The organism is Streptomyces sp. NPDC014656, from assembly GCF_043084305.1.
Taxonomy (GTDB): Bacteria; Actinomycetota; Actinomycetes; order Streptomycetales; family Streptomycetaceae; genus Streptomyces.
The window spans coordinates 305997-325100 of the sequence record NZ_JBIBZN010000008.1; the positions used below are offsets into that span (position 1 = coordinate 305997).

18 protein-coding genes are annotated in these 19104 nt (G+C 73.5%); 8 read left to right on the top strand and 10 right to left on the bottom strand.

Translation table 11 applies throughout. The annotated features are described in order from the left end of the window. Positions 1-14: 14 nt before the first annotated feature. From ACF1ED_RS20460 to ACF1ED_RS20470, 3 genes are all read left to right on the top strand, one after another. Positions 15-437, top strand: a complete 423-nt coding sequence (locus ACF1ED_RS20460) for an organic hydroperoxide resistance protein (RefSeq protein ID WP_351849005.1) — start codon at positions 15-17, stop codon at positions 435-437. Positions 438-545: 108 nt separating this feature from the next. Then, on the top strand, positions 546-1373 hold the full coding sequence (locus ACF1ED_RS20465) for an EI24 domain-containing protein (protein ID WP_391762328.1): 828 nt from the start codon (positions 546-548) through the stop codon (positions 1371-1373). Positions 1374-1385: 12 nt separating this feature from the next. Then, the gene (locus tag ACF1ED_RS20470; protein WP_391762330.1) at positions 1386-2207 is read left to right on the top strand and encodes a pectate lyase; all 822 of its coding nucleotides are present in this window, start codon (positions 1386-1388) and stop codon (positions 2205-2207) included. Positions 2208-2225: 18 nt separating this feature from the next. Here the strand turns inward: ACF1ED_RS20470 and ACF1ED_RS20475 are convergent, their stop codons facing one another. After that, the gene (locus ACF1ED_RS20475; RefSeq protein WP_391762332.1) at positions 2226-3191 is read right to left on the bottom strand and encodes a LysR family transcriptional regulator; all 966 of its coding nucleotides are present in this window, start codon (positions 3189-3191) and stop codon (positions 2226-2228) included. 136 nt (positions 3192-3327) lie between these two features. On the opposite strand from ACF1ED_RS20475, the gene ACF1ED_RS20480 reads away from it, so the two are divergent. Further along, positions 3328-5517, top strand: a complete 2190-nt coding sequence (locus ACF1ED_RS20480) for a M4 family metallopeptidase (RefSeq protein ID WP_391762334.1) — start codon at positions 3328-3330, stop codon at positions 5515-5517. Positions 5518-5685: 168 nt separating this feature from the next. On the opposite strand, the gene ACF1ED_RS20485 is transcribed toward ACF1ED_RS20480, so the two are convergent. Together ACF1ED_RS20485 and ACF1ED_RS20490 are read right to left on the bottom strand one after the other, a co-directional pair. After that, positions 5686-6402, bottom strand: a complete 717-nt coding sequence (locus ACF1ED_RS20485; RefSeq protein WP_391762336.1) for a carbon-nitrogen hydrolase family protein — start codon at positions 6400-6402, stop codon at positions 5686-5688. Between the two features lie 243 nt (positions 6403-6645). Further along, on the bottom strand, positions 6646-7218 hold the full coding sequence (locus ACF1ED_RS20490) for a TetR/AcrR family transcriptional regulator (RefSeq protein WP_391762338.1): 573 nt from the start codon (positions 7216-7218) through the stop codon (positions 6646-6648). A gap of 105 nt (positions 7219-7323) precedes the next feature. On the opposite strand from ACF1ED_RS20490, the gene ACF1ED_RS20495 reads away from it, so the two are divergent. Next, positions 7324-9795, top strand: a complete 2472-nt coding sequence (locus tag ACF1ED_RS20495) for a glycoside hydrolase family 3 protein (RefSeq protein ID WP_391762340.1) — start codon at positions 7324-7326, stop codon at positions 9793-9795. 46 nt (positions 9796-9841) lie between these two features. Here the strand turns inward: ACF1ED_RS20495 and ACF1ED_RS20500 are convergent, their stop codons facing one another. Beyond that, a complete protein-coding gene (locus ACF1ED_RS20500) occupies positions 9842-10741 on the bottom strand; it encodes an SGNH/GDSL hydrolase family protein (RefSeq protein WP_391762342.1) in 900 nt (299 codons plus the stop codon). Between the two features lie 262 nt (positions 10742-11003). Here ACF1ED_RS20500 and ACF1ED_RS20505 point away from each other — a divergent pair, with 262 nt between their 5' ends. Then, entirely contained in the window at positions 11004-11498 is a 495-nt protein-coding gene (locus ACF1ED_RS20505; RefSeq protein ID WP_351101145.1) for a DUF3145 domain-containing protein, read from the top strand. 71 nt (positions 11499-11569) lie between these two features. Next, complete coding sequence (locus ACF1ED_RS20510) at positions 11570-12169, top strand: hypothetical protein (RefSeq protein ID WP_391762344.1); 600 nt, start codon at positions 11570-11572, stop codon at positions 12167-12169. A 56-nt stretch (positions 12170-12225) separates the two neighbouring features. On the opposite strand, the gene fabF is transcribed toward ACF1ED_RS20510, so the two are convergent. From fabF to fasR, 5 genes are all read right to left on the bottom strand, one after another. Continuing rightward, on the bottom strand, positions 12226-13488 hold the full coding sequence (gene fabF / locus ACF1ED_RS20515; RefSeq protein ID WP_391762346.1) for a beta-ketoacyl-ACP synthase II: 1263 nt from the start codon (positions 13486-13488) through the stop codon (positions 12226-12228). 76 nt (positions 13489-13564) lie between these two features. After that, entirely contained in the window at positions 13565-13831 is a 267-nt protein-coding gene (locus tag ACF1ED_RS20520; protein ID WP_391762348.1) for an acyl carrier protein, read from the bottom strand. A gap of 62 nt (positions 13832-13893) precedes the next feature. Then, entirely contained in the window at positions 13894-14925 is a 1032-nt protein-coding gene (locus ACF1ED_RS20525; RefSeq protein ID WP_043226298.1) for a ketoacyl-ACP synthase III, read from the bottom strand. Positions 14926-14943: 18 nt separating this feature from the next. Then, the gene (locus tag ACF1ED_RS20530) at positions 14944-15861 is read right to left on the bottom strand and encodes an ACP S-malonyltransferase (RefSeq protein WP_391762351.1); all 918 of its coding nucleotides are present in this window, start codon (positions 15859-15861) and stop codon (positions 14944-14946) included. An 89-nt stretch (positions 15862-15950) separates the two neighbouring features. Continuing rightward, positions 15951-17132, bottom strand: coding sequence for a fatty acid biosynthesis transcriptional regulator FasR (gene fasR / locus ACF1ED_RS20535; protein WP_391762353.1), 1182 nt, complete (start codon positions 17130-17132; stop codon positions 15951-15953). Positions 17133-17214: 82 nt separating this feature from the next. Between fasR and ACF1ED_RS20540 the strand changes: the two genes are divergently transcribed. Then, positions 17215-17865 (top strand): pirin family protein, encoded by a 651-nt coding sequence (locus tag ACF1ED_RS20540; protein WP_391762355.1) that lies wholly within the window; start codon positions 17215-17217, stop codon positions 17863-17865. A 67-nt stretch (positions 17866-17932) separates the two neighbouring features. Here ACF1ED_RS20540 and ACF1ED_RS20545 read toward each other — a convergent pair whose 3' ends face one another. After that, complete coding sequence (locus ACF1ED_RS20545) at positions 17933-19099, bottom strand: Ig-like domain-containing protein (protein WP_391762416.1); 1167 nt, start codon at positions 19097-19099, stop codon at positions 17933-17935. Between the last annotated feature and the right edge of the window lie 5 nt (positions 19100-19104).

The window sequence follows — 19104 nt, forward strand, 5'->3', positions numbered from 1 at the left end:
AGGTAGAAACCAGCATGTCCATCCAGCACTCCGACGTCCTCTACACCGCCGTCGCCACCGCGGAGAACGGCCGTGACGGCCGTGTCGCCACCGACGACGGCAAGCTCGACGTCGTCGTCAACCCGCCGAAGGCCATGGGCGGCTCCGGCGACGGCACCAACCCCGAGCAGCTCTTCGCGGCCGGCTACAGCGCCTGCTTCCAGGGCGCCCTCGGCGTCGTCGCGCGCAACGAGAACGCGGACGTCTCCGGCTCGACGGTCACCGCCGAGGTCGGCATCGGCAAGAACGACGACGGCTTCGGCATCATCGTCAAGATCTCGGCCTCCATCCCGAACGTGGACGCCGAGACCGCCAAGAGCCTGATCGAGAAGGCCCACCAGGTCTGCCCGTACTCCAAGGCGACCCGCGGCAACATCACGGTCGAGCTCGCGGTCTGAGCCACCGGCCAGGCACCACGCGGACCCGTGCGGGCCGCACCCCGACCGACCGGGGTGCGGCCCGCACGCACGTACGGAACCGGTGATCCACCCCGCTAGGCTGCGCGCATGCGTGATTTCGGGGTGGGTTTCGGTCATCTGGTCCAGGGCCAGAAATGGGTGGCACGGCACGGACGACGGTTCGGCTTCGGGCTGTTGCCCGGTCTGGTGACGCTCGTCCTCTACGTCGCCGTGCTGGGCGCGCTCGCCTTCAACGCGACCGAGCTGGTGGCCTGGGCGACCCCCGTCGCCGACGACTGGTCCGCCCTGTGGCGCGACGTCTTCCGCAACGCCATGACGGCCCTCCTCGTCGGCTTCGGCGTCTTCCTCGCCGTCGTCACCTTCACCGCCGTCACCCTCCTCATCGGCCAGCCCTTCTACGAGACCCTCTCCGAGGACGTCGACCGCAGCCAGGGCGGCGACGTCCCCGAGTCCGGCCTGCCGCTCTGGCGCGAGCTGCTGATCTCCGCCCGCGACAGCCTGCGGGTGGTGCTCCGGGTCGCCTTCTACGCGGTGCTCCTCTTCGCGTGCGGCTTCATCCCCGTCGTCGGCCAGACCGTCGTCCCCGTCCTCGGCTTCTGCGTCTCCGGCTTCTTCCTCACCGAGGAGCTGACCGCCGTCGCCCTCCAGCGCCGGGGCGTGGAGCTCAAGGAGCGCCTGGCGCTGCTGCGCGGCCGGCGCGGGGCCGCCCTCGGCTTCGGCGTCCCGCTCGCCCTCGTCTTCATCGTCCCCTTCGTGGCCGTCTTCCTGATGCCCGGCGCCGTCGCGGGCGCCACCCTGATGGCCCGCGACCTGCGCGGCGAGACGGGCGACGGCCCCGGCGAAGAAAACGATCAAGAAGGCGGCAACCTTTCCTCCCCGGGCGGCGACCAGGGGGTGCACCACAACCCCCACTGAGGAAAAGACACCATGACGTCACACAAGCGCAGGACGGGCCGCCGCAGGGCGCTCATCGGCGGCCTGGCCGCGTTCGGAGCCACCGGCGCGGCCATCGTCACGACCACGCTGCTCGCCCCGGCGGGCGCGGCCCCGGCCGCCGTCCCCGCCTGGCCGGCCGCCAAGGGCGACAAGCCGGTCGCCGCCACCATCGAGGTCTCCGGCACCTACGACGGCAAGCTGAAGCGTTTCTCCGGCACCGGCGAGCTCGGCTCCGACGGGCAGGACGAGAGCCAGCAGCCGCTCTTCGTCCTCAAGGACGGCGCCACCCTCAAGAACGTCGTCCTCGGCACCCCCGCCGCCGACGGGGTCCACTGCCTCGGCAGCTGCACCCTCCAGAACGTCTGGTGGGAGAACGTCGGCGAGGACGCCGCCACCTTCAAGGGCACCTCGGCCCAGGCCGTCTACACGGTGTACGGCGGCGGCGCCAGGGGCGCCTCCGACAAGGTGTTCCAGTTCAACGGCGCCGGCAAGCTCGTCGTGACCAAGTTCCAGGTCTCCGGCTTCGGCAAGCTCGTCCGCTCCTGCGGCAACTGCAAGAAGCAGTACAAGCGCACGATCATCGTCAACGACGTCGACGTCACCGCCCCCGGCAAGTCGATCGTCGGCGTCAACGCCAACTACGGGGACACCGCCGCGCTGCGGAACGTCCGCGTCCACGGCGACACCAAGAAGAAGATCAAGCCCTGCGTCCGCTTCACCGGCAACAGCACCGGCAAGGAGCCCACCGAGACCGGCACCGGCCCCGACGGCACCACCTGCCGCTACACGGCCTCCGACGTCACGTACGACTAGCCGTCCCGTACGGCCGGTTCACTCCGCCGTCAGGACCGGATGGAGTTCCGGCCTGGCGGCCCACCACTCCTGGTGGAAGGCGTTGTTGCCGACGTTCGCCAGGTACGCCTCCGCCGCCGCGCGGTACAGCAGTTCCGCGTGGCGGGCCGAGACCGCCGACCGGTTCCAGGCGAGCCGGATCCGTCCGGTCACCGGGTCGCCCTCCAGGGGACGCAGCACGGTCCCCTCGGTGGGCGGCGCGGTGGGCTGGCTCAGGGAGATCGCGCGGCCCGAGGCGATCAGGTCGTAGTGGATCTTCCGGTCGGCGGCCCGGTGCCGGAGGGACGGGGTGAAGCCGGCCCGCCCGCAGGCGGCGACCAGCGCCTCGGGACCGCCGTCGTCGTCCTCGACCAGCGTCATCCAGGACTCGCCCGCCAGCTCGGCCAGCGCGATCCGCTCCTTCCCCGCGAGCGGGTGGTCCGCCGAGAGACGGACGCAGAAGGGCTCCTTCGCGATCAGGGTCCGGGCCGTCGTGCCCTGCGGCAGCGGCACCTCGTGGTCGTTGACCTCGCCGTACAGCACCGCGTCGTAGCGGCCCGCGCCGAGCTGCCGGGTCAGCGTCGTCGCCGACTGCTCGACGGTCACCGCGATCTCCCGGCCCGCCACGACCTGTTCGAGACCGGTGAGCAGCCGGTCCACCAGGACCAGCAGGATGCAGCCGAGCCGCAGCGGGGCGGCCGGGTCGGCCGCCCGCGCGCCCGCGGCCAGCGCGTCCATCTCGCCGAGCACCAGCCGGGCCTTGGAGAGGACGAACTCGCCCAGCGGGGTGGGCTCCACGCCGCGCCGGCCGCGCAGGAAGAGCTCCCCGCCCGCGACCCTCTCGATCCGCCGCAGCTGTGCGGAGAGCGCCGGCTGCGAGATGCCGAGCCGGTGTGCCGCGCGCCCCAGGCTGCCCGCCTCCGCGATCCGGCAGACGGCTTCGAGATGCCTCAACTCCAGCTGCATCTCAGCAGCGTACGCAGCCCCGCCCGGGCGCACCATAACCCGCGTCTTATGCCGGATGAGATGTCCCGAACCCGCCATGTCCACGCCCATACTCGGCGCGACGATCCGCCTCCCCCACCCCGAACGGAGCACGACCTTGCACCCCACCAGACTCACGGCGGCCGTGGCCGCCCTGGCGCTCTCGGCGAGCCTCGCGACCGCCCTCGCCTCCACCGCCTCCGCCGCTCCCCAGGCGCAGCCGGTCCCGCCGGGCCACGGCAGGTCCCTGGCCCTCGCCGCCGCGGACTCCGCCGCCGCCAGCGGCCTCGACGAACTGCGGCACGGCGCCGACGAGGACCTCGTCCGGACGTCCGTCACCCCGTGGGCGAACGGCCTCTACTACGCCGCCTACCAGCGGACGTACCGGGGCCTCCCGGTCCACGGCGGCGGCGACGCCGTCGTCCTGACGGACTCCTCCGGCAAGGTCCGCGACGTCACCGGCGCCCCGGCCCCGGCCATCAAGGTCGCCACGAGCGCCAAGGTGACCGCGGAGAGGGCCCTCGCCACCGCCCGCGGACAGCTGGCCGCGGTGGAGAGCGCGAGCGCCCCCGAACTGACCGTGCTCCTCAAGGGCGGAAAGCCCGTCCTCGCCTGGCACACCCTGGTCGTCGGCACCACCGCCGCGGACCTCCCCAGCTCGCTCGACACCTACGTCGACGCCCGCACCGGCAAGGTCGCCCAGGCCACCGACAAGGTCCGGCACGCCGAGGGCCGCGGCTACCACAACGGCAACGTCACCATCGACACCGCCGCCTCCTCGATGACCGACACCAGCCGCGGCGGCTTCAAGTGCGGCGGCCAGAACGGCAGCGCGTACACGGGCTCCTCCCCGTGGGGCAACGGCGGCGCCAACGACCTCGTCACCGCCTGCGTCGACATCATGTACGCGGCCCAGCGCGAGTCGGACATGCTCAAGGAGTGGTTCGGCTACAACGGCATCAACGGCCAGGGCGGCATGGTCCCGGCCCGCGCCGGACTCACCCAGGTCAACGCGTACTACGACGGTACGAAGACCACCTACGGGCGCAACCAGAACGGCACCAACCAGCTCACCGGCATCGACGTCGTGGCCCACGAGTACGGCCACGAGATCTTCGACCGGACCCCGGGCTCGGCCGGCTCGTCCAACGAGAACGGCGGCATGAACGAGTCCACCGGCGACATCTTCGGGGCGCTCACCGAGCACTACGCGAACAACCCGAACGACACCCCGGACTACACGGTCGGCGAGGAGCTCAACTTCACCGGCAACAACCAGCCGATCCGCAACATGTACAACCCGTCGCTGATCAACAACGACCCCAACTGCTACACCCAGTTGAGCTCCGGCACCGAGGTGCACGCGGCGGCCGGCCCGCAGAACCACTGGTTCTACCTGCTCGCCGAGGGCTCCAACCCGGGCGGCGGCAAGCCCAGCAGCCCCATATGTTCCGGCGGTCCGTCCTCCGTCACCGGCATCGGCATCCAGAAGGCCGGCAAGATCTTCATGGGCGCCCTGCTGCTCAAGACCTCCTCCTGGAACCACCCCGCGGCCCGCCGTGCCACCCTCACCACCGCCAAGAACACCTACGGCGCCACCGAGTGCAACGCGGTGAAGGCGGCCTGGAACGCGATCGGCGTCCCCGCCCAGTCCGGCGAGACCGACTGCGGCGGCACCTCGACCCCCGACTTCTCGCTGTCCCTGAACCCGTCCTCCGGCTCGGCCGAGCCGGACACCCAGGTCACCGCCACCGTCAGCACCAGCACCACCGGCGGCGCCGCGCAGACCGTCCAGCTCTCCGCGAGCGGCGCCCCGAGCGGCGTCACGGTCTCCTTCAGCCCCGCCTCGGTGACCTCCGGGAACTCCGCGACGATGACCGTCAAGGTCGCCGCCGGCACCCCGAACGGCACCTACCCGATCACCGTCACCGGTACGGGCTCCGCCACGCACACCGTCACCTACCAGCTGACGGTCGGCTCCACCACGCCGCCGACCGGCTGCGACTCCACCGAGTACACCTACCGGGGCACCCTGGCCTCCGGTCAGGCCGCCGCCCAGCCGGACGGCTCGTACTACTACTCGGCGAGCGCCGGCACCCACGTCGGCTGCCTGCGCGGTCCGGCCGGCACCGACTTCGACCTCTACCTCCAGAAGTGGAACGGCGCGGCCTGGGCGGACGTGGCCGTCGGCGGCACCGCCGGCGCCGACGAGGACACCAGCTACTACGGCACCGCGGGCTACTACCGCTACGTCGTGCACGCCTACAGCGGCTCCGGCGCCTACACGCTGGGCCTGAGCGCCCCGTAAGGGGAGACGAGCGCCCGGGGGCGGGGTCCTGACGCCCCGCTCCCGGGGCGGGAGGGCGCACGGCGGACCGGGGGTTCCGTCGCGCGTCCTCCCGGGCCGGGCCGCCGGAGTCCCACGGCGGCCCGGCCCTTGCGCGTGCCCGGGGGGCCGGTGCCGGACGCGGCGGGCTCAGCCCACCTCGGCGAGGACGAGGCCCGGCTTCCCGGCGCCCGCGTCGGCGAGCCGCCCGCCGTCCGGCCCCCAGATCCCGGCCCCGCCCCCGCCCTCGCCGATCTCGCAGCGGCCCAGCGAGTTGCCGAGCGCCACGTACAGGCCGAAGTCCCGGGCCCGGGCCGGGTAGACGGTCTCGAAGGAGTCGTTCCCGGCCTCCAGCATCGAGCTGGCCAGATAGACCGCGCAGCCGTCGGCGGCGGCCCGCTCGGCCAGTTCGGGGAAGCGGTTGTCGTAGCAGGTGGCGAGCGCGAACCGGAGCCCGTCGAGCGCGAACCGCCCGTCGGCCGTGCCGGCCGTGAAGGTGTCCTGCTCGGGCCCGTGGTAGAGGTGCCGCTTGTCGTAGCGGGCGAGCAGGGCGCCGTCCGGGCCGATCACCAGCGTGGCCAGACCGGGCAGCGAACCCCCGCCGCGCACCGGTCCGTTGACGACGGCCGCCGTCCCCGCCGCCCGGCAGGCCGCGCGGACCGGTTCGAGGCGCGGGTCGTCCTCGGCGAGGACCAGCGAGGGGTCCTCCCGGATCAGGGCCGGCTCGTACCCGGTGAGCGACAGCTCGGCGAAGACGACGAGCCGGGCGCCGGCGGCCCCGGCCTCCCGGACGAGGCCGGCGACCGTACGGACATTGGCCTCGACGTCCCCGGCGACCGGGGCGAACTGGGCGGTGGCGATCAGCATGGCCCCATGCTCGCAGCTCCCCGGCGGGCGCCCCCGCGAAAACCCCGCGACGGACGGCCCCGCCGTGGCCCAGAATCGCCGGAGCGGTGCCGCGCGCGGCACCGCAGGGGGCGGGGTCGTGGCGGAGTGGGCGATCGCTGACCCGGGCCGAGGAGGTCCCCGAAGCCCGGGGCCACAGGGAGTGGCCGCCGGACCTGGCGGTGTGCTCGCGCGGGTTCGAATCCCGTCGGCCCCGCCCCCGGCCTACGGCCGCCCGTCTCCGCCCAGCAGCCGCACGAAGTCCCGGAAGGCTCCCGGCATGTCGACCGAGGCCGGGTCGAGCAGCCACTGGTACTGGAGGCCGTCCATCACGGCGGTGAGCAGCGGCGCCGCCCGCTCGGGGGTGAGGCCGCCCGGCAGCCGCTCGCCGAACTCCAGGCGCAGCACGTCCGCCATGTTGGCCCGCACCTGCGCGTACCGCTCGGTGAAGAAGGCCCGCGCCGGGTGCCCGTCGGTGACGCTCTCGCCGAGCAGCGCGGAGAAGGTCTGCACGATCCCGGGCCGCATCGCGTTGTACTCGACCAGCGATTCGAGCAGGTCGAGCCGCCAGCCCTCGCGCTCCCGGCCGCCGCTGGTGTCCCACCGGTCGCGCTCCTCCAGGACGGCGACGAGCAGCGCCTCCTTGGTGGGGAAGTAGTGCAGCAGGCCCTGCTGGGTCAGGCCGACGCGCTCGGCGACGGAGCCGAGCGTGGCGCCCCGGTAGCCGCGCTCGGCGATCACCTCCAGGGCGGCGCGCAGGATCTCCGCGCGGCGCTCCTCGCTCCTGGTCCGTGCCATCGGTCGGCCCCCTCTCCGCAGGTCCTTCTCCCCAGGACCGTACGCCATCGCTGAAATAACGAAGGGATTACATTATCTACCGATCTACAGGTAGGTGGGTCCATGATGTCCGCATCACCACTTCAACGCGGAGGTACGGACGTGACGGACCTGAACGAAGACGCGGTGCGCGAGGCGGCCGTCGAGGCCGCGCTCGGCCGGCTCGGCCTGGACGCCAAGACCCGGCTGCTCGGCGGCCGGGACATGTGGTCGCTGCCCGCCCTGCCGGAGATCGGCCTCGCCTCGATCGTGATGTCCGACGGGCCCGTCGGCGTCCGCGGCGTCCGCTGGACCGCCGACGACCCGTCCGTCGCGCTGCCCTCGCCGACCGCGCTCGCCGCCGCCTGGGACCCCGCCCTCGCCCGCCGGGCCGGCCGGCTCCTCGCCCAGGAGGCCCGCCGCAAGGGCGTCCACGTCCTGCTCGCCCCCACGGTCAACCTGCACCGCACCCCGCTCGGCGGCCGCCACTTCGAGGCGTACAGCGAGGACCCGTACCTCACCGGCGCCATCGGCACCGGCTACGTCCAGGGCGTCCAGGACGGCGGCGTCGGCACCACCGTCAAGCACTTCGTCGCCAACGACGCCGAGACCGACCGCTTCACCGTCGACAACAGGATCGCCCCGCGCCCGCTCCGCGAGCTCTACCTCGCCCCCTTCGAGGCGATCGTCGAGAACGCGCGCCCCTGGGGCGTCATGACCGCCTACAACCAGGTCAACGGCGTGACGATGACCGAGCACCGCCACCTCGTCCAGGACGTCCTGCGCGGCGAATGGGGCTTCGACGGCTTCAACGTCTCCGACTGGATGGCCGCCCGCTCCACCACCGGCGACATCACCGGCGGCCTCGACGTCGCCATGCCCGGCCCCGGCACCGTCTACGGCGAGCACCTCGCCGCCGCCGTCCGGGCCGGCGAGGTCGAGGAGTCCGCCGTCGACGCCGCCGTGCGGAACGTGCTGCGGCTCGCCGCCCGAGTCGGCGCCCTCGAAGGCGCCCCCGCCGCCGTCACCGAGCACCCCGCCGCCGTCGACGGCGACGCCCTCGCCCGCGAGATCGCCCGCCGCGGCTTCGTCCTCGTCCGCAACGAGAACGGCGCGCTGCCGCTCAGGCCCGGCACCGTCGCCCTCTCCGGCGCGGCCGCCCGCGACGCCCGCGTCCTCGGCGGCGGCTCCGCCCAGGTCTTCCCCGAGCACGTCGTCTCCCCGCTCGCCGGCCTCACCGCCGCGCTGCCCGAAGGCGCCCTCAGCTATGCGGTCGGCGCCGACCCGAGCGACGAACTCGCCCCCGCCGAGCAGGGCTTCACCCTCCGCGCGGTCTGCCGCGACGCCGACGGCACCGTCCTCGGCGAAGGCAGCCTCCCCAACGGCCAGGTCCAGTGGATCGGCGACGACCTCCCGGCCGGCGTCACCCACGACGCCCTCGCCTCCATCGAGGTCACCGGCACCTTCACCCCGCGCGAGACCGGCGACCACGCCTTCGGCACCCGCGGCCTCGGCGCCTTCACGCTCACCGTCGACGGCCGCGAACTCTTCGACGGCGTCCAGGAGATGGGCCCCGAGACCGACCCCTTCGAGGCATTCTTCGGCTCCCCGGTCGAGCGCGGCACGGTCGGGCTCACCGCGGGAGAGACCGTCGAGGTCTCCCTCCGGCACACCCTCGCCGAGGAGTTCGCCGCCCCGCTCCCCGCCGTGATGTTCTCCTTCGTCCACCTCGGTCCCCGCCGCGACCCCGACGAACTGATCGCCGAAGCCGTCGAGGCCGCCCGCGGCGCCGACACCGCCGTGGTGGTCGTCGCCACCACCGAGCGCGTCGAGTCCGAGGGCTTCGACCGCAAGGACCTCGCGCTCCCCGGCCGCCAGGACGACCTCGTCCGCGCCGTCGCCGCCGTCAACCCGAACACGGTCGTCGTCGTCAACGCCGGCTCCCCGGTCGAACTGCCCTGGCGCGACCAGGTGGCCGCCGTCCTCCTCGGCTGGTTCCCCGGACAGGAGGGCGGCGACGCCCTCGCCGACGTCCTCACCGGCGCCGAGGAACCCGGCGGCCGCCTCCCCACCACCTGGCCGGCCGCCCTCGCCGACGCCCCCGTCACCGAGGTCACCCCCACCGGCGGCGCGCTCGACTACACCGAGGGCCTGTTCATCGGCTACCGAGCCTGGGACAGGGCGGGCGCCGTTCCCGCGTACCCCTTCGGCCACGGCCTCGGCTACACCACCTGGTCGTACGACGCCGTGGAGGCCACCCCGGAGAGCGTCACCGTCCGCCTCACCAACACCGGCGACCGCCCCGGCCGCGAGACCGTCCAGCTCTACCTCGCCCCGGTCCGGGACACCGTCGAGCGCCCGGCCCGCTGGCTCGCCGCCTTCGCCGGCGTCGAGGCCGCGCCCGGCGAGACCGTCGAGGCCGTGATCGGACTCCCGCGCCGCGCCTTCGAGGTCTGGGACGAGGACGAGAACGCCTGGACCCTCGTCCCCGGCCGCTACGAACTGCACGCCGCCCACTCGCTGGCCGACCTCCGCCTCACCACCACGGTGGAGCGGTAAGGGCCCCGTGAACTGCCCCGGGGCGGACCTGACGCCCGCCCCGGGGCTACTCCTCCGTGATCCTCCGGTACGCCAGCTCCGCCAGCCGCGCCTGCCCGTCACGGCTCGGGTGGAACCGGTCCCAGGCGCTCAGCAGCGACTGGTCGAAGCGGAAGCCGAAGACCGCGCCGCCGTCGTACCGGCAGCGGGCGTCCTTCGCGCACACCTCGGCCAGCACCCCGTTGTACGCCACCACCCGGTCGCGCACCGCCGTCCGCCGCCGCTCCGCCGCCGCGCCCAGGTCCTCGGGGTCGGCCAGCATCGCGCCGCAGACGCCCAGCTCCCAGACCCGCCGCACCACCGGGCTCGCCCGGCCGCTGTCCCACAGCCGCCGCAGGTCCGGCACGCTCGCCACGTACACCTGCGCCTCCGGGGCGTCCTTCCGCAGCCGGGCCAGCGAGGCCTCGAACGAGCGGCGGAACTCCGCCACCGGCGTCATCCCCGCGGCCGTCGGCCGGCAGGCGTCGTTGGCGCCGATCATCACCGTCACCAGCTCGGGCCGCCGCTCCGCCGCCCTCGCCATCTGCTCCGGCAGCGCCGCCACCCGCGCGCCGCTGCGGGCCAGGTTCCAGCTGTTCCCGGCCACCCGCCCGGCGCCGAGCAGCCGCAGCGCCAGGCTGTTCACCGCCGGGTCCGTCCCGGTCGCCCAGGAGGCCTCCGGGCAGTCCGCCAGCAGCGAGCAGGCGTCGAAGGCGCGGGTGATGGAGTCGCCGACGGCGGCGACGGAGGCGGGGGAGGCGTCCCACGGCGAGACGGGCGTGGGCGTCGGCGTGGGCGTCGGCACGGGTCTCGCGGAGGGTGCCGCTCCGGTGCGGGGCGCGGGCGAGGCCGTGCAGCCCGCGAGCGCGGCGACCGTGAGCAGCGCTCCCACGACGGCGGTACGGATGCGGCGTCGGCCGTACGGCACCGGCCCCCTCCTTCGTGCTGACGTCCTGGCGGGTGAAAGCTTCGTGTTCACCCGCCCCCGGACCGACCGTACGTCACCCTGATGATGGTGCGGCACGGTAGCTTTTCCCCGTCGAACCAGCGGCGCGCCCGCGCCGACCGGCTCCGGTAAATTACATCACGTCACATGCTGTCCCTTTTCAGAAGGTTTGCGGAGTTCTGCTCCTGATGCTGTTTACCGAGGCCGCTGGGAAGGCGAACCTCGTCCCACACTGGAGGTCCCGGTGACGACACGTGGAGTCCTGTACGTACACTCCGCACCGCGCGCGCTCTGCCCGCACGTCGAATGGGCGGTGGGAGGTGTCCTCGGTGCGCGGGTCCAGCTCGACTGGATCCGCCAGCCCGCGGCGCCCGGCACCTGGAGAGCGGAGTTCTCCTGGCAGGGCGAGACCGGCACCGCCTCCAAACTCGCCTCCGCGCTGCGCGGCTGGCAGATGCTCCGCTTCGAGGTGACCGCCGAACCCTGCCCCACCGCCGAGGGCGAGCGCTACAGCGCCACCCCCGACCTGGGCATCTTCCACGCCGTCACCGGCATGCACGGCGACATCCTCGTCCCCGAGGACCGGCTCCGCGCCGCGCTCGCCCGCGCCGCGCAGGGCGAGACGGTCCTGGAGGCCGAGGTCGCCCGGCTCCTCGGCAAGCCCTGGGACGACGAGCTCGAACCCTTCCGCTACGCCGGCGAGGGAGCCCCGGTCCGCTGGCTTCACCAGGTCGTCTGAGCCCGTTCACCCGGGCCCGGTAGCTTCCCGCCCGAGGCGCGCAGGGCGCGCGCGGGGCTGGGGGGACGCACGTGACGGGTCTGCGCGGAACGACGGCCGCGGCGGCCGTCCTGTCGGCGGCGACGGCGCTGAGCGGAGCCCTGGTGCTCCTGTCGGGCTTCGTCTACCAGCTGGTGGACGGCGGCCCGACCGGCGCCCTGATCGCCTGGGCCCTCGGCCTGCTCGTCCTGGCGGTGGCCCTCTTCGCCGCCTTCGGCAGCCTGCTCCCAGCCCTGGACGCGGCCCCGGCCCCGGACCCGGACGCGGACGCGGCCCCGGGCTCGCTTCCGACCTCGGACTCGGCCCCGGCCCCGGACTCGCTTCCGTTCCCGGGCTCGCCCCCGGCCCCGGTGCCGTACCTGGATCCGGCCACGGCCGCGGCGGCGCTCCCGGCCGCGGTCCCGGGATCGGCCGCGGTCCCGGTACCGGCCGCGGTCCCGGTACCGGCCGCGGCAGCGGGACCGGCCGTGAAGCCGCCTGCCGAGGCCGAGAAGTGGTTCGACGGCTGGTTCGACGTCCTCTCCTTCTGCTGCGTCCTGGTCGGCCTGCTGGCCGGCGGCCCCCTCGGCATCGCCGGATACGAGGCCCTGCGCCCGGACACCGTCGCGACCGCCCCCGACCCCCTCCGCTGACACGCGTGAGGCCCGCCCCGGCGGTGCTGGGGCGGGCCTCACGGCGAGGGGCGGCGTCAGACCGTGCGGAAGGCCAGGACCACGTTGTGGCCGCCGAAGCCGAACGAGTTGTTGACGGCGGCGATGGTGCCCTGGGGGAGTTCGCGGGGGGTGTCGCGGACGATGTCGGCGTCCACCTCCGGGTCCAGCTCGTCGACGTTGATCGTCGGCGGGGCCAGGCGGTGGTGGAGGGCCAGGACGGTCGCGACGGTCTCGATGCCGCCGGCGCCGCCGAGGAGGTGACCGGTCATCGACTTGGTCGCGGAGACCGCCACGTGGTCGAGGTCGTCGCCGAAGACCTTCCGCAGCGCCTTGATCTCGGCGACGTCGCCCTGCGGCGTCGACGTGGCGTGCGCGTTGAGGTGCACGACCTCGGCCGGCTTCAGGTCCGTGGTGTCCAGCAGGTGCTGGAGCGCGGAGGCGATGCCCCGGCCGGACGGCTCGGGCTGCGCGATGTGGTGGCTGTCGGCCGACAGGCCCTGGCCGATCGCCTCGCAGTAGATCTTCGCGCCGCGGGCCTTGGCGTGCTCCTCGGACTCCAGGATCACGACGCCGGCGCCCTCGCCGAGCACGAAGCCGTCGCGGCCGGTGTCGTAGGGACGCGAGGCCTTCGTCGGCTCGTCGTTGCTCTTGGACATCGCCATCATGTTGGCGAAGGCGGCGATCGGCAGCGGGTGGATCGCGGCCTCGGTGCCGCCGGCGACGACCACGTCGGCACGGCCGCTGCGGATCATCTCGACGGCGTAGCCGATCGCCTCGGCGCCGGACGCGCAGGCGGAGACCGGGGTGTGGACGCCGGCGCGGGCGTTCACCTCCAGGCCCACGTTGGCGGAGGGGCCGTTCGGCATCAGCATCGGCACCGTGTGCGGGGAGACGCGGCGGACGCCCTTCTCCTTGAGCACGTCGTACTGGTCGAGCAGGGTCGTGACGCCGCCGATGCCGGAGGCGATCACGGAGCCGAGCCGCTCGGGGGCGACGGACGCGTCCTCGCCGGCGGGGGCGGTGAAGCCCGCGTCGGCCCACGCCTCGCGCGCCGCGATCAGCGCGAACTGCGCCGAGCGGTCCAGCTTGCGGGCGAGCGGGCGGGGCAGGACCTCGCCCGGGTCCACCGCGGCGGACGCGGCGATCTGGACGGGCAGTTCGGCGAAGCGCTCGCCCTCCAGGGGCTTGACGCCGGAGCGTCCCGCAAGAAGACCTTCCCAGGTCGATGCGGAGTCGCCACCCAGCGGTGTGGTTGCGCCGATACCGGTGACGACCACGGTGCGATTGGTCGAGCTCACAGGAATTCGTTCTCCATGTGTGTGATGGTCGAAAGACGGCGCCACCGCCGGGTGGCTGGCCGGGTCAAGGGCTGGTTCAGCCCTTGGAGACGCCACCGTCCTGGTGCTTGAGGATGTAGTCGACGGCGTCGCCGACGGTCTTGAGGTTCTTGACGTCCTCGTCGGGGATCTTCACGTCGAAGCGCTCCTCGGCGGCGACGACGACCTCGACCATGGACAGCGAGTCGACGTCCAGGTCGTCGGTGAAGGACTTGTCCAGCTGGACGTCCTCGACCGGGATGCCGGCGATCTCGTTCACGATCTCGGCGAGACCCTCGACGAGCTGCTCCTGGGTGTGAGCCATAGTGGCGCTCCTTCTTGCGGTGACTTCGGTGATAAGGGGGGCTTCCGGGAGATCCCGGCCGCCTAGGGGAGAGTAACGACCGTCGCGGCGAACACGAGACCCGCCCCGAAGCCGATGACGAGCGCGGTGTCGCCGCTCTTCGCCTGTCCGGTCGCCAGGAGCCGCTCCATCGCGAGCGGGATCGAGGCGGCCGAGGTGTTGCCGGTGGTCTCGACGTCACGGGCGACCGTGACGTGCTCCGGCAGCTTCAGGGTCTTCACCATCGAGTCGATGATCCGCATGTTGGCCTGGTGCGGGATGAAGACGTCCAGGTCGTCCGCCGAGATGCCGGCGGCGTCGAGCGCCTGCTGGGCCACCTTGGCCATCTCGAAGACGGCCCAGCGGAAGACCGCCTGGCCCTCCTGCGTGATGGCCGGGAACTTGATCTCGCCGGCCTCGTTGAGGGGCAGCTTGGAGACGTCGCCGACGTGGAACTCGTTCCACGGCACGGTCTGCTTGATCGTCTCCGACTTGTCGCCCTCGGAACCCCAGACCGTGGGGCCGATGTGCGGCACGTCGGAGGGGCCGACCACGACCGCGCCGGCGCCGTCGCCGAAGAGGAAGGCCGTCGCGCGGTCCTCCAGGTCCGTCAGGTCGCTGAGCCGCTCCACGCCGATGACGAGGACGTACTCCGCCGAACCCTCGACGATCATGCCCTTGGCGAGGGTGAGGCCGTAGCCGAAGCCGGCACAGCCCGCGGAGATGTCGAACGCGGCCGGCTTCCCGGCGCCGATCTTGTCGGCGATCTCGGTGGCGACGGCCGGGGTCTGCTTGAAGTGCGAGACGGTGGAGACGACGACGGCGCCGATCTGCTCCGGGGTGATCCCGGCCTCGGCGATCGCCTTACCGGAGGCCTCCACCGACATCGCGGTGACGGTCTCCTCGGGCGAGGCCCAGTGACGGGTGGAGATGCCCGAGCGCGAGCGGATCCACTCGTCGGACGAGTCGATCTTCTCGAGGATCACCTCGTTGGGCACGACCCGGGACGGGCGGTAGCCGCCGACGCCCATGATCCGCGCGTACGGGGCGCCCTTGCTGGGCTTGATCTTCGACATGCTTCTCGACACTCCTCGTCAGACGGCCGTGTGCTCGGCGACGAGCGTACGGGCCGCGTCCAGGTCGTCGGGGGTCTTGAGGGCCACGGTGGCCACGCCCGGCAGCGCGCGCTTGGCGATGCCGGTGAGGGTGCCGCCGGGGCAGACCTCGACCAGCGCGGTGGCGCCGAGGGCCTGGAAGGCCTCCATGCACAGGTCCCAGCGGACCGGGTTGGCGACCTGGCCGACCAGGCGCGCGAGGACCTCGGCGCCGGTGGCGACGGTCCGCCCGTCCTTGTTGGAGACGTACGGCACGGTCGGGTCGGCCGGGGCCAGCTCCTTCGCGGCCTGCTCCAGGGTGGCGACCGCGGGGGCCATGTGGTGGGTGTGGAAGGCGCCGGCGACCTTGAGCGCGACGACCCGCCGGACGCCCTCGGGCTTGTCCGCCTCCAGGGCGGCCAGCTGCTCCAGCGTGCCGGCGGCCACGATCTGGCCCGCGCCGTTCACGTTGGCCGGGGTCAGGCCGAGCTTCTCCAGGTGCGGGACGGTCACCTCGGGGTCGCCGCCGAGCAGCGCCGACATGCCGGTCGGGGCGATCGCGGCGGCCTCGGCCATCGCCAGGCCCCGGGTCCGCACGAGACGGAGGGCGGCGGTGTCGTCGAGGACGCCCGCGAAGGCGGCCGCGGTGAACTCGCCGACGCTGTGGCCGGCGACCGCGCCGGGCGACACGTCGCCGAGGGCGGCGGCGGAGAGGAGGCCGGCCGCGACGAGCAGCGGCTGGGCCACGGCGGTGTCACGGATCTCGTCCGCGTCCGCCTTCGTGCCGTAGTGGACGAGGTCGAGCCCGATGGCGTCCGACCAGGCCGCGAGGCGGTCGGCGGTGCCGGGCAGTTCGAGCCAGGGGGTCAGGAAGCCGGGCGTCTGGGCGCCTTGGCCGGGAGCGACGAGTACGAGCACCCTCACACTCTCTCTTGGGGACGGTGTCCGGCGCCCGTGGGGACTAGGACGAAGAACCGTCGGGGTAATTGTTGGTGTCCGACAAAAGTCTAGGACTGCCCGTCCGCGTGGGCCAAGCGCCCGAGGATCAGGGCGATCCGCAGGGTGAAGGCGGAACGGACGTCGGAGGGTGACCACCCGGTGACGTCGGTCACACGTCGGAGCCGGTAGCGCACGGTGTTCGGGTGGACGAAGAGCATTCTCGCCGCGCCTTCCAGACTGCTGGCCTGCTCCAGATAGACACTCAGAGTTTCCAGCAGGGCCGAGCCCGCTTCCTCCAGCGGTCTGTAGATCTCCTCCACCAACTGCTCGCGGGCCGAAGGGTCGGAGGCGATCGCGCGCTCCGGCAGAAGATCGTCCGCGAGCACCGGACGGGGCGCGTCCTGCCACGCCGTGCACGCCTTCAGACCGGCCGCCGCGGCCTGCGCGGAGCGCGTCGCCGCCAGCAGGTCCGGCACCACGGGGCCGGCCACGACCGCCCCCGGCGCGTACGGGCCGATCAGCGCCTTCGCCACCCCGAGCGGATTGTCCGAACCGCCCGCGATCACCACGAGCCGGTCGCCGAGGACCCCGGTGAGGACCTGGAGCTTGGCGTGCCGGGCGGCCCGCCGGATCGCCTCCACGGTCAGCTCGCTGTCCCCGTCCGGGGCGGTGCCGAGGACGACGCAGACGTGGTCGGGCGAGTTCCAGCCGAGCGCGGCGGCCCGGGAGACGGCGCCCTCGTCGGCCTCGCCGGACAGCACCGCGTTCACCACCAGCGACTCCAGGCGCGCGTCCCAGGCGCCCCGCGCCTCCGCCGCCTGCGCGTACACCTGGGCGGTCGCGAAGGCGATCTCCCGGGCGTACACCAGCAGCGCCTCGCGCAGCACCGACTCGTCGCCGGGCGCGGCGACCTCCTCGATCGCCACCTCCATGACCTCGATGGTCGTCCGGACCATCTCCACGGTCTGCCGCAGCGTGATCGCCCGGGTCAGCTCCCTGGGCGCCGTGCCGAAGACGTCCGTCGAGATCGCCTGGGGGGTCTCCGGGTGCCGGAACCACTCGGTGAACGCGGCGATGCCGGCCTGCGCCACCAGCCCGATCCACGAGCGGTTCTCGGGCGGCATCGCCCGGTACCACGGCAGCGTCTCGTCCATGCGGGCGATGGCGTTGGCCGCCAGCCGCCCGGAGGACTGTTCGAGGCGCTTCAGGGTGGCGGCGTGCGGATGAGCGGCGTTCGCGGGTTCAGACACGGGGACAAGACTGCCTCATCCGGGCACCGACATGCGGGGTCGGGGCGGTTTCGCCCCCACCGGCCCGGCTACCGTACGGGGCGTGATCCGCATCCAGCGCGCGGGCGACCGGTACCCGGGCGGCGACCCCGGGGCCGGCGTCGAGACCCGGCACGCCCTGTCCTTCGGGCCGTACTACGACCCCGACAACCTCCGCTTCGGCCCGCTCCTCGCCGTCAACGAGGAGCGGCTCGCCCCCGGCGCGGGCTTCGACGAGCACCCCCACTCCCACACGGAGATCGTGACCTGGGTGGTGGAGGGCGAGCTGACCCACCGCGACACGACGGGCCACGAGACGGTGGTCCGCCCCGGCGACCTCCAGCACCTCTCCTCGGCGGTCGGCGTCCGCCACGTCGAGCGCAACGCCGGCGACACCCCCCTGACCTTCGTCCAGATGTGGCTCGCCCCGCGCGAGACCGGCGGGGAGCCGTCGTACGCCCTGGTCAGGGACCTGCGGGGGCCGTACGCCCTCCCGGCGGCGGGCGCGACCCTCCACGTCCACCGGCCGGGGGAGGGCGACGAGGTGGTCCTCCCCGGCGCGGACACCGTCTACGTCCACGTGGTGCGGGGGACGGTGACCCTGGCCGGCCAGGAGCTGGGGGAGGGCGACGCGGCGAGGATCACGGACGAGCCGGGGCCGTCCCTGACGGCGGGGGACGCGGCGGAACTGCTGGTCTGGGAGGCCGGCAGCTGAAGCGGGCCGGGCCGCGCCCGCAGCGGTACGGCGCCGCCGCGCGCCACCGGAGCGAGCGCCCCGCCGCTCAACCCACCGCGCTCTTCGCCTTCCAGTCCGCCCAGGACAGGTTCCACGCCCCGTAGCCGTTGCCCTCCGCGACGACCCCCTTCGTGTCGGCGCCCTTGATCTCGAAGGGGTCGCCGACGTGGACGCTCGCGTAGAAGGACGCGGCGTCCGCGTCGCTCATGCCGATGCAGCCCGAGCTCCGGTTGGCCCGCCCGAAGTTCCCCGCGTTCCACGGCGCCGCGTGCGCGTACATGCCCGACCAGGTCAGCCGCATCGAGTAGTCGACCATCTTGTCGTAGGCGTCGCCGAGGCCGACCGTCTCCGAGTTCATGTTGATCGTGCCCTCCTTCGCCATGAGGACGGCCGTGCCCCGCCAGGACCGCTTGTCGCCGCCGGGCGTGCCGCCGGAGACCGGGATCGTCCGGACCGTCCGCCCGTCCTTCACCAGCGTCAGCCGCTTGGTGTCCAGGTCGACCTTCACGACCTGCGCGGCGCCGATCGTGAAGCCGGTCCGGTAGTCCCGCACGAACCAGCCGTCGCCCGAGTCCGTGCCGTTCAGGTCGGCCTCCAGCGTGACCTTCGTGCCGGGCTTCCAGTACTCCCGGGGCCGCCAGTCCACCCGGTCGCGCCCGGAGTAGTCGGTCACCCAGCCCCAGGACCCCTCGGTGCCGTTCGAGGTCGTGACCCTCAACTGCCGCTCCACGTCGGCCTTCTTCGTCACCGGCCGGTCGAAGACGATCGACAGCGGCTGCCCGATGCCGACGGTCGTGTTCTTCCCGGGCGCCAGCGTCAGCTTGTTGACCCGCTCCGCCTCGGGCGTGGTGAAGGTGGACCGGGTCGTGGTCTCCTTCCCGCCGGCGGTCCGGGTGACGGCCTCGACCGTGTACGAGGTGCCCGGCGCCGCCTTCCGGTCGGAGGTCCAGCGGGCACCGCCCCCGGCGGACTTCCCGGCCAGCCGCCCGCCCTCCGCGTCCGTGACCGTCACCGACGAGAACGTCCCGCCGGCGGCCGTCACCGTCACGGGCTTCCCGGCCGTCCGGTCCACGACGGTCACCTTCGCGGGCGGGCCGTCCTGCCCCGCCCCCCGCGAGGGGGCGGCCCCGGAACCCGGACCGCTCGCGGCCTGGGCCGTGCACGCGGTGAGGGAGACGGCGAGGGCGACGGCGGCAAGAGCGGGCCGGGGCATGCGTA